The organism is Paenibacillus sp. FSL E2-0151 (genome assembly GCF_037993015.1).
Classification (GTDB): Bacteria; Bacillota; Bacilli; order Paenibacillales; family Paenibacillaceae; genus Paenibacillus; species Paenibacillus amylolyticus.
On the sequence record NZ_CP150308.1, the window covers coordinates 3,081,623 to 3,096,452 of the forward strand.

Here is a 14,830-nt window from a genome sequence, read left to right on the forward strand (position 1 = left end):
TGCTCGTAGTTAGGATTTTTTGCATTTAGATGGTGTCTGTGACCTTGGCATGAACCAACATGCGGGCGTATTTTTCTTATCATCAGGAGGTTTATTCACAATGAAATATTATCTGTCCGTTCTCGCGGGAGCGATGAGCTATGGCATATTATCCACGATTGTGGTTCTGGCGTACGGCGAAGGATATAAACTTGGAGAGGTTGTGGGAGCACAGCTGATCACGGGTTTTCTTCTATCCTGGATGCTGGCGCTATACACAAAATTTAGAACAAAACGTAAGTCACAGGCAAATGGCAAAGCATCAGGAGCCGTGGCACAGGTATTCAAGCGGTTGACGTGGAAACAACGTCTGATATTGATGGCTGCTGGAACACCAACGGTAATAACAGGTCTCGTGTATTATCAGTCTTTGCGTTACATTCCGGCTTCACTTGCCATTATCCTGTTGTTCCAGTTCACATGGATTAGCGTATTGATTCAGGCGATAAGCAAACGGCAACGTCCAGACAAAGTCACGTTCCTGACGTTGATCATTCTGTTTGGTGGAACTTTGCTGGCAGCGGGTTTCCTGGAACAAGGATTGGGTGAGTTCAACGGTCTGGGTATTGCTCTTGGACTAATGGCAGCCGTAAGTTATTCCCTGTTTGTCTTGTTCAGCGGCAAAGCGGTTCCTTCAGCGCATCCAGCCTTCCGCAGTGCGTGGATGGTTACAGGCGGATTGATCCTGCTGTGCATTTTGTTCCCGCCGACATTCCTCTTTAACGGATTGATCTGGAGCCAGTTGCTTGTATTTGGATTGCTACTTGGATTCTTCGGGGCATTCATTCCACCAGTACTGTTCGCTATTGGCGTTCCGCATATTGGTGGTGACATGGCCGGAATCCTGGGTGCAGTGGAGCTTCCAATTGCAGTATTGTTATCCTCAATCGTGCTCCATGAGCATGTCAGCGGATTGCAATGGTTCGGAGTTATTATTGTACTCATTGGTGTAGCCCTGCCAGAGTTGTATAAATTACGCATGAGACGAAGTCGGAATACACCGATCTATTCCTGAGTTATACCAAAAGGGATATAGCAAAGCATGAACGGGAATACCCGTAGATAAGCCTGAGAAATCAGGCTTTTTCTATTGAAATATTTTTGCTCAATCGCAATAGCCCAGAGGGGTCATTTTCATTGTCATGCGAATCAGGTATGCTTAATGAATACATCCGTCTGTTGATTGAATATTGATGGGACATCGAATGAGGAGTGTTTATATGAAAAGCTGGTTTGGAAAAACATGGCCTTGGTTAACGCTGGGTCTGACCGTTGTTGTACTGCTTGGATCATTTTTGGTTTATTTTATGGGCAAAGACGTATCCCCGGGATCGGGAAGTGCAGTAACTGCACAAGCTGAGACTCCGGAGGATTTGAAGGGATATGAAGTCATTGATGTGGACGTGAGCAACGATGGTTTTGGACCAGACGTTATCGAGGTGAAGGCTGGCGTACCGACCAAAATCAACTTTATTCTGACCCGGTCGGTGACACATGTGAAATCAGTGGGATCACAAAAGCTTGGCATGGATCTATACATGCAAAAGGGACCCAATTATTATACGGTCGACAAAGATCTGCCCAAGGGAGAATATGAGATCCATTGCGGCATGTACATGATATATGCAACGATTAAGGTCGTATAAGCAGAAGGAGCAAGGTTTCGGGTCACCGAGCTTTGCTCCTTTTTTTGGTGCGTGATATCATGAGAAAGTGGGTAAAATCGATCAGGAGGTGGCGAAATGAAAGCGCTATTTATTGGAGGGACAGGCACCATCAGTACGGCCATTACGGAGATGCTTGCACAGCAAGGCTGTGAACTTTATTTAATTAATCGTGGCAATCATAACGATGACTTACCTAGTGAGGTCAACGTACTTCAAGCCGATATTAATGACGAGGCACGTGTAGCGGAACTGATTGCTGATCTGGAATTTGATGTTGTGGCAGACTTTATCGCTTTTGTACCGTCTCAATTGGAGCGAGATTACCGTTTGTTCAAGGATAAAACCAAGCAGTTTATATTTATAAGTTCAGCATCAGCGTATCAGACTCCTCTGGCCGATTACCGGATCACGGAAGGGACGCCCTTATCGAATCCATATTGGGAGTATTCACGCAACAAGATTGCCTGTGAAGACTATCTGATGAAACAATACCGCGAGCATGGGTTTCCTGTTACCATCGTGCGTCCGAGCCATACGTATGGCGACAAATCGGTACCTCTCGGTGTTCATGGTGCTCAAGGCAGCTGGCAGGTTCTCAAGCGTATCCGTGAAGGAAAACCCGTTATCATCCACGGAGATGGCACCTCACTGTGGACCATTACGCACAATACTGATTTTGCCAAAGGGTTTATTGGGCTTATGGGAAATATCCATGCCATTGGTGAATCGGTACATATCACCTCGGATGAATCCGTCACCTGGAATCAGATTCATGAGATTATAGCTGGTGTGTTGGGCGTTAAGCTTCATGCGGTGCATGTACCCTCTGAGTTCTTGGCCGCATGCAGTGATCAGGATCTTCGCGGCGGATTGCTGGGTGACAAAGCCAATACCGTTGTCTTTGATAACAGCAAGCTGAAGCGGCTTGTTCCGGAATTTGTAGCAACGACAAGAGCTGATCAGGGCATTCGACGTACGATTGAGCACATTCTGGCGCATCCTGAATTACAGACCGAAGATCCGGAATTTGATGTATGGTGTGACAAGGTCGTTGGCGCACTAGACGAAGCGTTATTAAAGATCAGAGATGAGAAATGAGAAGTAAGGCATTCATGATCAAGTGTTTACATTCATGCGCTTAATCGTTATAATCAAGAAAAAATGACACTTGTTAGGGGAGGCACCCCAACTTAGGACATCGTTCCTTTGTTGGGGTGCCTCCTTTTTTTTGTGTGCCAAAAAGGAGAGTAGACGTTGAAGAAATCAGGAAAACGTGTGAAGAAACAAGCGGAACAGTTAACCAAAGTGGTATTGGCATTTGCGTTATTATCACCTCAAGCCCTGTTGCTTGAATGGGGCGCAACGACGGTAATGGCTGAAACGGTTGAAACCATCGGGATTGTATCCGATACGTCCAGCATGAAGGCTGTACAGTCCTCCAAGGTGAAAGTGGAGATGAACAGTGATGGTAAATACAGAATTGTATTACTACCAAACACAAATGTATTTTACGGTGGTGATACAGGGAATGTATCTACGATTATCGACCATAATGGATCACCCGTGAACTTCAAAACATTGCCGCTTAATTATTACCGAATTAACAATAATGTGATTGAAATGTCCCGGCAAAAGGACAATGTCGAATATATTTTGCGTGTATCTATCGTTAATGCTACCTCACAAGGTGGGTACATGAAGGTTGAACTGGAAGCTATCAACCGTAGTGGAACGGCACTGAATCTGGGTGGAACATTTTATTGGGATACGATGGTGAATGGTAATGATGCATCTCCGTTTGAAGTCATCGAGAATGGATGGCGCAATTACAGCGGCGGCGTTCAGGTCACGGCTTTTTATGCGAATACGTACAATGTTGTGAATGCAGATCGCATATACATGGGACAGTACAGCGGTCCGGACAATGCGCAGCTAACAGGGGGTTCTTCACCTTCGTCATTCACTCCAGGCCAGACCGTTACGGCTAGTGATACAGCTGCACAATTCTGGTGGAATGCCAAAGCAACAGCGAATCAGGCTTCACGCAAATTTTCAACGATCGTGGGAATCGGCCCTCAGAACGTTCCGCCTTCATTTACACTAACGGCTCCTTCTTCGGGGCAAACGTATTACAAAGGCGAGCAACTTCAGATCTCTGGTACAACGCGAGATACGGATGTAGGCGACCTGTTGACCGTGAAATGGTCCATTGATGGTGGGTCTGAGAACATTTTGACTCAGATGACTGCAACGGGTTCAAATCAGTCTTTCAACACCAATTACACATTGCCTGACACCCTGCCAGATGGTACACACACGTTGCAAGTATGGGTCATGGATGACAAAGGTGGAGTATCCTCGGCAGGAACCGTTAACTTCACGGTAAGGAGTTTTGTTGTGCCCGGAACGCCGACGTACACATTGGTTAATTCTAATAACTTGACGGTCAACTGGGATAAGAAGGCCAATGACGCCTCTGTTACGTATGAGCTGAAGAATATGACGACGAATCAGAACGTGGATACAGGTGCATCAAACAGTCGGCAGGTGACTGGGCTCACTCCGAATACGAGTTATTCTTTTGCTGTACGTGCCAAAAATTCAAGTGGTTCCTTCACGGGGTACTCCAGTCCATCCACCAAATATACATTGGCGAATCCACCGGCTGCTGCGGCTGTGACACAATCAGGCAACTCTGTTACAGCGAGCTGGAATAATAATGGAAATCCTGCGGGCACCCATTACAAAACGGAAATACGCAGTCCAGGTGGGCAAGTCCTCGCAACGAGAACAACAACTTCCACACGTACAGAATTCGCCCTGACTGGACTCGCGGACGGAAAATATGAAGTATTTGTGGCGGCACTGAATGGTGAAGGGATACAGACCCCGTTTATATCCGCTGGAGAGATGATTAAGGATACAACGGGTCCAACTGCTCCTTCCGTTACAGTCACTCCATCCACTTGGACCAAGGAAGATGTTCTGGTCACGGTTGAAGAAGGCGAGGATGCTTTGAGCGGAACTCAGAAGACTGAAGTTAAAGTCGGTCCGGCAGGAGAATGGCGTGAATATAGCGATCCGTTTACCGTAAACAGTGAAGGCAACACAACTGTTATGGCACGCAGTATTGATGCGTTTGGTAATACAGGACAGGAAACGGCTGTGACAGCTAGGGTAGATCGGACGGCACCAACGCCTCCCGTCATCTCGCTGAATCCGCCCGATTGGACAAAAGCGGCGGTAATCGTGACATTAACGGAGGGTACGGACGAAGCAAGTGGCATTGGTCTGACACAATATAAGCTGGGAAGTGAGGGAGAATGGATCGACTATAAGGCTCCTCTTACACTAAGTGAAGAAGGGATAACCGAGATTTACGCACGAAGTGTTGATCGGGCCGCCAATGTCAGTGCTTCCACTTCGGCAACAGCCAGAATCGACAAGACTGGGCCTGAGCAACCAACGATTACGTTAAGTGAAGAGGATTGGACGAATCAGGATGTAACTTTTGCAATAAACAGTGGTGAAGATGCAGGCAGTGGGCTTGCCAAGAGTCAATATCGACTTAACAAAGAAGGTCCCTGGATCGATTACACGGGCGAAGTGACGGTTACCGATGAGGGAGAAACGATTCTATATGCACGCTCACTTGACCGTGTAGGCAATATAAGCACATCCGCTCAGGCTACGGTTCGAATCGACACGACAGCTCCAACCGAGCCGGTGATTAGTATAAGTCCTTCTGGATGGAGTAAAGAACATGTAAAATTCACTATCGCTGGAAGTGTGGATGAACAAGCGATATCCTATGAATACAGCATGAATGATGCCCCGTATATGACAGGAAGTAGCGGTACAGTTAGTACAAACGGCGCTACCACCATTCGGGCCCGAGCAAGAGATACCGTTGGTAATGTGAGCAAGGAAGTGAGTCGAATCGCCTATGTGGATCAGATGGCTCCAACGATAACATTTGCCCCGAACGGACATGGCTGGACGGACATGGATATATCCACTACCATTCAGTATGCCGACGCCCACTCAGGCATTCAAGAACTGGAACAATTCTATCAAGTTACGAACAGTGCAGAATCACCGGAGCATTGGCTTGAAGCCCGCTCTGACCAGCATAAAATATCCATCGAATCGGAAGGTATATGGTACATTCATGCGAAAACCATGGACAGAGCAGGGAATACATATGAGACAACATCATCACCTTACCATATTCAACGCAAGCCCGAGCAACCGAGTCATGTGAGAATGACACAGATCGCTGAGACATCAGCTGAACTTACAGTGGATTTGCCAACAGGGGAAAGGTATACCAATGGATATCAGTATGAGATAACGAATAAAACGACAGGACAGTCATGGACACTGGATTATCCTAACCACAGTATAATCGATAACTCCCTAAGCGGTGGTCAGGTCTATGAATATGAAGTTAGAGTGAGAAACCATACCGGAGTAAGTGATGCAGTAAGTGTTCAAGTATTAACTACCCCGGCAGCTCCCGGAACGTTGCACATTAGAAAAGTAGATTCACAGCCCAATTTGGCCGAAATTCATTTTGATTCAGTACGAGGAGCAGATGCTTACCGCATCATCGCGACTACTTCGGACGGTGCCACCGTATTTGATCAGACGGTATCTGATCCTGGCAGCCTTCCCTATGTTAGCAACCTCGTTCCAGGTACCATTCATAACATTTCGGTAACGACAATGAATGAAAGTGGAGCAGGTGGTAGCAGTAGAACCGGATTCCTCACACTGCCGGCAATGCCCGGAGAATTTATGGCCGTTCAAATTCAGGAGCATGATATTTCATTAACGTGGGAGACAGTTACCTCTGCGACGTATTATGGGCTTTCACGCGATGGAACAGCCATATATGAAGGAGAGCAGACGGAGTATCTGGACTCGGGTCTGGATAGCGGAACGGAGTACAGCTATACGTTAATAGCCGGAAATGAGACAGGAACAGGACCGTTGGCAGGATTACCTTTGCTCAAGACTTTACCTGGGCAGGTGTCCGGCTTACAGGTATCCGATGCTTCCACAGGGAGCCTTCGACTGAATTGGGAAGCAGTACGTGGAGCCGATCGTTATGATTTATGGTTGAATGGAGAGAAGTCGGGAACGGTTCCTGCTGGAACCCAAGAATGGGTCTTTGCGGGACTGAGTTCAGGAACATCTTATCAACTGGATGTACAAGCAGTGAACGGAAGTGGACAGGGGATGCGCAGTTCGGTATCAGGAACAACGCTACCAGAGAGCCCCTCGGGACTTCACGTTGTTCAAGTAACTGAACAGGGAGCAATCTTGAGCTGGGAACCTGTAGCTGGGGCAACGAAATATCGGGTGGTCCTCGATGGACAGAGCCATGAGATATCAGATACACAACTCGCAGTTCACCACCTGTCAAGCAGTCATGAGTATACCTATGAAGTACAGGCGGGCAATGCTGCTGGGTACGGTGTATCTACCAGTAGTACAATTCTTACGCTACCTAGCAGGCCGGAAGGACTTAATGTCACATCGACTGGTGAGACAAGTATGGGACTTGCATGGCAAGCTGTAGATACGGCGAATCTCTATATTGTGAAAATCAATGGAACAGAAATGGGCAGAACATCAGAACTGGCCTACATGCTTGAGGGATTGTTGCCAGGTACAGAGTACGCTTTGGAAGTTCAGGCTGTGAATGCTTCTGGATCAGGTGAAACAGCTCAGCTCATCCGATTGTCCAAACCTGTGTCGCCTGCCGAAGTACTTGTTGATTCAGGAGTACATCATGCAAAAGTTTCCTGGTCTGTCGTGGAAGGTGCCGCTGAATACGTGATTGAGCAGAATGGTAAGGAGATCTATAGAGGAATGGAGAATGAAGCAACGATTACAGGACTCAAGGATGGAACGTGGCATCGCTATCAACTATGGGCGGTCAACAGACAGGGAACTCGTTCTGAAGCGACGGATGTATCTCTGCTGACTTTGCCTGAGAAACCCGTTAAGGTTGCAGTATATGATGTGGCAAAAAACAGCCTGGGTCTGGATTTCAGTAACACTGGTGTCCAAGGGGCAGATCATTATGTCATTGAACGGGATGGAAGAGAGATCGCTCAGATGGATTTAAGTGAAACCCAATTCGTAGACAAGGATCTGTCGCCGGGAACGAAATACACTTATGTGATTCGGGCAGTCAATGCGAGTGGAACGAGTGGGCCGCTTAATTTCAGTGTAATGACTCAAACGTTGCCATTGATTGCAGAAAGTATCACAGTGAAAGCCGGAACACATGCAGTGGATCTGGCTTGGGATGTTGTTCAGGGAGCAGCTGCATATGAGATCCGTAATAGGATAACGGGAGATGTGCAGAGCGTGTCTGAACCGTCTGTACATCTCAATAGTATGCTGGATGGCACGGCGTATGAATTCGAACTTGTTGCGATTAATGAAGATGGGCATCGGTCAGAGTCTATTCAGATTCAAGTTTTAACGAAACCCATATCACCTCAGACGGCAGGCATCACACACATCACAGATAAGACTGCGGTATTGGACCTGACTGGAAGCTCAACACGGGGAGCAGAGCAATTCATCATTATGCGGGATGGTGTTGAAGTCGCTAAGGTTCCAGCGGATCAAGCTTCATTTGAAGATCTTGGACTGACACCAGGAGAGCATTACACGTATACCATCAAAACATCCAATGCAACGGGAGAGAGTGATTCCGGTTTCGAAGTTCACTTGCGAACGTTGCCTGCGATCATTCATGAACCTTTACATGCAAGCAAGATTGGGGAAAAAGAGGGATTGATCTCTTGGCCAAAGGTACAAGGTGCGGAGGGATATACCATACGTATCGGAGATCAGATGTTCACCACGATTGAAGAAGGGGATATCACAGAGGTGAGATTAACTCATCTGGAGAGTGCAACCCGATATGATCAGGTACAGATTATTCCTTATAATACGGCTGGTTCAGGAAACCCAATGACCGTGACTCCTTTTTACACCTTGCCTCATGTTGATTCACTGGAAATGAAGATATACCCCGAGACAGATCACGCCAAACTGGAATGGGACTTCCCATATGGGAACGAAACATTCGTTGTATTGCTGGATGGCACGGAAGTATACCGAGGCACACAAAAAGAGTTTATCGTTGATCAACTGGATGCAGGCAAACAGTACTCGATTGAAATCTACACAGAGAATGATCAGGGAGATGCATCGGAGAAGCTGGCGTATTTCGTTCTGACCAAACCAGTAGCTCCTGTCAAAGTAGAGTTTAATTCAGCGAAGGATCACATTCGTCTTCTATTGGAACAGAGCCGGGTCGAAGGTGCCGAGTTGTTTATCATTGAGCGTGATGGTGTGGAGGTTGCTCGTGTTCCTGCAGACGAACTGTTCTATGACGACAAGGAACTCGAACCGGGCGTGAACTATATCTATATAGTGAAGACCATGAATGCCTCGGGCAGTAGTGATGGTGGTTATTACCTTCATGCCATGACTTTGCCCGGTAGTGCTGCTTCACTTCCTGTAGTAGAGGGGCGTTCCATGTATGGTGCAGACATCGTATGGGAACTGATTCCTGGTGCTGCGGGTTATCGAATCTATCGAAATGAAGAGCTTGTGGGAACAACAACGGAGACATCAATACATGTGTCTGAATTAATCAGTGCAGAGCGTTATACTGACTTTGCAATTGTTCCATTTAATGAGGCAGGGGAGGGTGAGGCGCTCCTGGTTCCGGAATTCGAGACGTTGCCTTCCGAGGATCTGACAGTTGCAGCCGTAGCGCAAGGCACAAGTACGATTAAGCTAACTTGGGAACTGGATTCAATGAATGAGGTGATTGTGATCACCCATAAAGATCGTGAGATCTACCGTGGCACGCAGCGCAGTCATGTATGGACAGGACTGAATGCCGAGCAGCATTATGAGGTGGAAGTATGGACGGAGAATTCAGCAGGTGAAAAAAGTGAAAGAAAACGGGCAGCAGCCATGACTTTTCCGTATCCACCATCCGCCTGGAGCGGTGGCGGTGCAACCCCGAGTCCAAACGGTACATCGGAACAAGCCGATGAGGTGAGTTCACAACCAGAACCGTCTGAGCAGCCTGATGTACCTGTGAAAAAAATTATCAAATTTATTGATATCAGCCAAACATTCAATAAAGATCAGATCACCTGGCTGGCGGAACAAAATATCATTCAAGGTGTAAGTGAAACTCGCTTCGAGCCACGCCGTCCGATCACGCGTGCAGAATTTACCGCATTAATCGTGCGTCTGATGGGTGTGGACACAACGGTTAATGAACAACATGGATTTCAGGATGTGAACGATGAGGATTGGTTTGCTCCTGAGATTAAGGCAGCCGTTCACCATGAGATGGTTCAAGGCATGGGGAATAGGAAATTCGCTCCACATGCGCTGGTGACACGGGAACAGGCATCCAAGATTATAGCTAATGTTGTCCGTAAAATCAGACCGGAACCGCTGACTTCCCCAAAAGCGTTTACCGACCAGACTGATGTATCTAATTGGGCCAAAGAAGAAGTGCAGGAACTTGCAGGTTTGTACATGATTACAGGATATGAAGACGGCAGCTTCCGTCCCATGCAGCACTTAAGTAGATCCGAAGCTGCAGCGCTGATCTTCCGTTTAAATAAGCTAATTCAAGTCATGGATGAGAAGCGTACAGATCAAGTGGAGAAAGCGTCAGCGTTCGATCGTCATATCTAGATTGAATTGATTCTTACATGTGTTACTGCAATCATCGGAAGTAACGACATTACCGCTTGATTGGTTTTTAATGTTATAATAGTTGCCAATATGATAAAAAAGGGTAATGAACAATGGTGATGAATAATGAATAATAAATTTATCCGGATATATGAAGATATTGCAGATCGTATTCGGACCGGAGAGATTGAGGCAGGGACGTTACTTCAATCGGAACTGGATCTATCGGAAAGTTATCAAACGTCTCGAGAGACTATTCGCAAAGCATTGAAAATGTTGTACGAAGAAGGTTACATTCAGAAGATTCAAGGCAAGGGCTCGATTGTACTGGACATACGCAAGATCGATTTTCCCATCTCAGGTCTGGTTAGTTTCAAGGAATTAGCCAAAAAAATGGGACATCGTGCTCAAACGTATGTGAAGGTTTTTGAGGAGCAACAGGTCGATCAGGCGTTGCACAAGAAGATTAACTTTGGTCTGAATGAACAGGTCTGGGAGATCAGACGTGTGCGCAAAGTGGATGGAGAGCAGGTCATACTGGACAAAGATTACATTAGCCAGCGGCTTGTTCCTGGGCTCAGCAAAGAGATCTGTAATGATTCCATCTATCAGTACATTGAGCAAGAGCTCGGGCTTTCCATTTCGTTTGCCAAAAAAGAGATTTTGGTGGAAGAACCCACCGCCGAGGACAGGGAACTGCTTGACCTTGAAGGTTTCCACAATGTGGTTGTGGTGAGGAGCCAGGTGTACCTGGAGGATGCCAGTCAATTTCAGTATACGGAGTCAAGGCACAGACCGGACAAGTTCAGATTTGTGGATTTTGCACGTCGCAGATAAGTTAATCAAGAACGATCAGAGAGTACCTTTCACTGCATTATTCAGTGGATCGGTACTCTCTTTGGTTATGGGGGAATCCGAAGATCGTCCATCAAGAACCGCTTAATGTCAATGTTCTTCCTGCATGTCGGAGCGTATGATCACAATATATACGAGGCCGAGGAGTGAGCGAATTGAATCACGTGACAGCGAAACCAAATGTTCGCATATGGGAAGAAACCAGAGATATTCCAACCTATGGTACAGGTAAACCGGACAAAAATCCGATGTTTCTTGAAAAGAGAATCTACCAGGGGAGTTCGGGTAAGGTGTACCCGCATCCCGTGATCGACAGCATTGAAGATGAGGCCAAAATGAAGTCGTATCGATTAGTTATTCTCGAAAATGAATATGTACGTATTGAGATGATGCCCGAACTGGGTGGACGGATCTATCGTGCGCTGGATCGGACCAACAACTACGATTTTGTATATTATAACCGGGTGATTAAACCCGCACTTGTAGGTCTGGCAGGGCCTTGGATTTCCGGAGGAATTGAATTCAACTGGCCACAGCATCATCGGCCCAACACGTTTGGTCCAGTCGATTATACATTTGGCAGTAATGAAGATGGAAGCGCTACCGTGTGGATGGGTGAGATTGACCGCATGTATGGTACCAAAATGACCGCTGGCTTCACATTACATCCCGGCAAAGCCTATCTTGAAATCCATGCCGAGGTATACAATCGCACCAGCGCACCTCAAACTTTTTTATGGTGGGCCAACCCGGCTGTAGCTGTCAACGATCATACGCAATCCGTCTTTCCACCTGATGTAACGGCTGTGTTGGACCACGGAAAACGGGACGTATCCCGCTTTCCCATCGCAACCGGCACTTATTACAAGATGGACTATTCCGAAGGTGTGGATATCTCGCGCTACAAAAATATACCGGTTCCAACATCCTATATGGCGTATAAGTCGGATTATAATTTTGTAGGGGGTTATGACCACGGGGTTCAGGCGGGTTTGTTGCATGTAGCCAATCATCATATTTCTCCGGGCAAGAAGCAATGGACCTGGGGGAACGGGGAATTCGGGCAAGCTTGGGATCGTCAGTTAACGGACGAGGATGGACCTTATATTGAATTAATGACCGGGATCTACACTGATAATCAGCCTGATTTTACGTGGTTACAGCCCTATGAAGCGAAATCATTCTCGCAGTATTTTATGCCGTATAAAGGAATTGGTATGGTCAAAAATGCAACGATTGATGCAGCGGTTAATCTGGAAATGGACGAAACGACCGGAATGGTAACCGTGATGGTATATGCGACGTCGGTTTTTGAACAAGTGACCGTTGAAGTGATAGGATCAACCACGGTATATCTCCATGAGAGATGTAATATCTCACCTACGGAACTATATAAATCTTCATTCCCGTGGAGCGGACAAGATGAATGGCATCAGGTGAAGTTAAGTGTTCGAACTGCGGAAGGAAAAGTACTTGTAGCCTATCAACCTGAACCTTCTGAGATTCAGGAAGTCCCAGACCCGGCCACACCACTCCCGCTACCATCCGAGATTCGTACGAATGAACAACTATATCTGGCGGGCCTTCATTTGGAACAATATCGGCATGCCACGTATGAACCGGAACCTTATTATCTGGAAGGTTTGAAGCGTGATGCAACGGATATTCGTCTAAACATAGCGTATGGCACATTGCTGCTGCGTAGAGGGGTGTTTCAAGATGCAGAGAAGCATTTCAGACAGGCCGTGCAATCACTGACATGGAAAAATACAAATCCGTATGATAGTGAAGCATTTTACCAACTCGGTCTGAGTTTGAAATTACAGGGGAAACAGGAAGAAGCCTACGCAGCCCTGTATAAAGCCGTATGGTCTGCACAGTATCAGGATACAGGTTATTACATGCTTGCTCAGATCGATACGGCGTTACATCGAGACATCGAAGCGTTGGATCACATCGAACGTTCGCTGATTCGTAATACCAGAAATTATAAGGCTCGCCATCTGAAGGTGGCTCTGTTACGTAGATTGGATCAAAATAAACAGGCCATTCAATATGCGCGTGAAACATTGGCACTGGACCCGGTTGAATTTGGAGCTGCACATGAATTAGTCCTGATCTACAGCGGAGCAACTGCACCTTCAGAGAGAGAACAAGCGGGGCAAACACGTGAGCATTTCCATCGTCTGATGCGAGGAGACGTTTATAATTATCTGAATCTAGCCGCAGACTACGCGGATTGTGGATTGTTGGAAGAAGCACTGACGGTACTCTCTTATGTTGAATCCGAAATTGCACAGCCGTATCCTATGGTTGGTTATGTTCAGGCTTACTTGTATCGTCAGCTGGGGGATGTGGAGCAGGCCCGGGAATGTCAAAAGCAGGGGAAAGCTGCTCCAACGGATTATTGTTTTCCTAATACGTTATTTGAATTCATGGTGCTTCAGGATGCATTGGCAGTGGATTCGAATGATGCGCGTGCTCACTATTACCTGGGAAATTGGTTATATGATCATAAACGCTACGAGGAAGCAATTACCCATTGGGAAACTTCACGCGAGGTGGATGCTGCATATTCGACTGTACATCGGAATCTGGGACTGGCTTATTATAACAAGCTGAATCACCCCGATCTTGCACTGGCATCATTAGAGGAAGCTTTCCGGTTGGATTCACAGGATGCCCGAATCTTCTACGAGTTGGATCAATTGCACAAGAAGATAGGGTATTCCTGCGAGAATCGAGTCAAATTGCTGGAACAACATATGGAGTTGGTTCACCACCGTGATGATCTGTATATCGAGTGGGTGACTTTATTGAATATGCAAGGTAGTCATCAAGAAGCATGGAATGCCCTTCAGACCCGGCGGTTTCATCCATGGGAGGGTGGAGAAGGCAAGGTAACAGGACAATATGTTACGGCACTGACAGAACTGGCAAAGCAAAATCTGGAGAAACAACAACCTGAACTAGCATTGGAATTGTTGAAGAAGGCTTTGGTTTACCCGGAGAACTTAGGTGAAGGTAAATTGGAGGGAGCCGGAGACAATCCAGTTTACTTTTATCTTGGCTGTGCCTACCAGCAACTGAAGAAGAATCAGGTGGCAGAGGAGAATTTCCACAGAGCATCCATCGGTTTGAACGAACCGGCAAGCGCGATGTTTTATAATGACCAACCGCCGGAATCCATCTATTATCAGGGTCTGGCTTGGCAGAAGCTTGGCAATGTGAAGGAAGCAAACCGACGCTTTAACAAACTCATAGACTATGCGGAAAGACATATGCATGATCACATCCGAATGGATTATTTTGCGGTATCTCTGCCCGATTTTCTAGTGTTTGACGACGATCTCAATCAGCGAAATGAAGAACATTGCAGGTATATGCGGGCATTGGGTCTTCTGGGGCTGGGGCGGACAAGTGAAGCCAAACTTGAGTTGGAGCGGATATTGGAGAAAAACCCGAATCATCAAGGGGCAATCATCCATCGATAAATTGATAATCGTTTCAAC

The 14,830-nt window shown here is 46.7% G+C and carries 6 protein-coding genes; all 6 read left to right on the plus strand.

Annotation, left to right across the window (positions count from 1 at the left end):
* The first annotated feature begins 100 nt into the window (after positions 1–100).
* The 6 genes from MHI55_RS14200 (at position 101) to MHI55_RS14225 (ending at position 14,812) form a co-directional block, all read left to right on the plus strand.
* Entirely contained in the window at positions 101–1,054 is a 954-nt protein-coding gene (locus MHI55_RS14200) for a DMT family transporter (protein ID WP_017688752.1), read from the plus strand.
* Positions 1,055–1,259: 205 nt separating this feature from the next.
* Positions 1,260–1,685: a cupredoxin domain-containing protein gene (locus tag MHI55_RS14205; RefSeq protein ID WP_017688751.1), complete on the plus strand. Its 426-nt coding sequence runs from the start codon at positions 1,260–1,262 to the stop codon at positions 1,683–1,685.
* A 96-nt stretch (positions 1,686–1,781) separates the two neighbouring features.
* On the plus strand, positions 1,782–2,804 hold the full coding sequence (locus MHI55_RS14210; protein ID WP_076249496.1) for an SDR family oxidoreductase: 1,023 nt from the start codon (positions 1,782–1,784) through the stop codon (positions 2,802–2,804).
* Between the two features lie 156 nt (positions 2,805–2,960).
* The gene (locus tag MHI55_RS14215; protein WP_340390362.1) at positions 2,961–10,463 is read left to right on the plus strand and encodes a fibronectin type III domain-containing protein; all 7,503 of its coding nucleotides are present in this window, start codon (positions 2,961–2,963) and stop codon (positions 10,461–10,463) included.
* A 126-nt stretch (positions 10,464–10,589) separates the two neighbouring features.
* Entirely contained in the window at positions 10,590–11,300 is a 711-nt protein-coding gene (treR, locus tag MHI55_RS14220; protein ID WP_047842758.1) for a trehalose operon repressor, read from the plus strand.
* A 173-nt stretch (positions 11,301–11,473) separates the two neighbouring features.
* The gene (locus MHI55_RS14225) at positions 11,474–14,812 is read left to right on the plus strand and encodes a DUF5107 domain-containing protein (protein WP_340390364.1); all 3,339 of its coding nucleotides are present in this window, start codon (positions 11,474–11,476) and stop codon (positions 14,810–14,812) included.
* Positions 14,813–14,830: the final 18 nt, after the last annotated feature.

Bases quoted from the DNA above. Each gene is read 5' to 3' on its own strand.
- MHI55_RS14200 (WP_017688752.1), top strand. From the start codon at position 101: ATGAAATATTATCTGTCCGTTCTCGCGGGAGCGATGAGCTATGGCATA.
- MHI55_RS14205 (WP_017688751.1), top strand. From the start codon at position 1,260: ATGAAAAGCTGGTTTGGAAAAACATGGCCTTGGTTAACGCTGGGTCTG.
- MHI55_RS14210 (WP_076249496.1), top strand. From the start codon at position 1,782: ATGAAAGCGCTATTTATTGGAGGGACAGGCACCATCAGTACGGCCATT.
- treR (WP_047842758.1), top strand. From the start codon at position 10,590: ATGAATAATAAATTTATCCGGATATATGAAGATATTGCAGATCGTATT.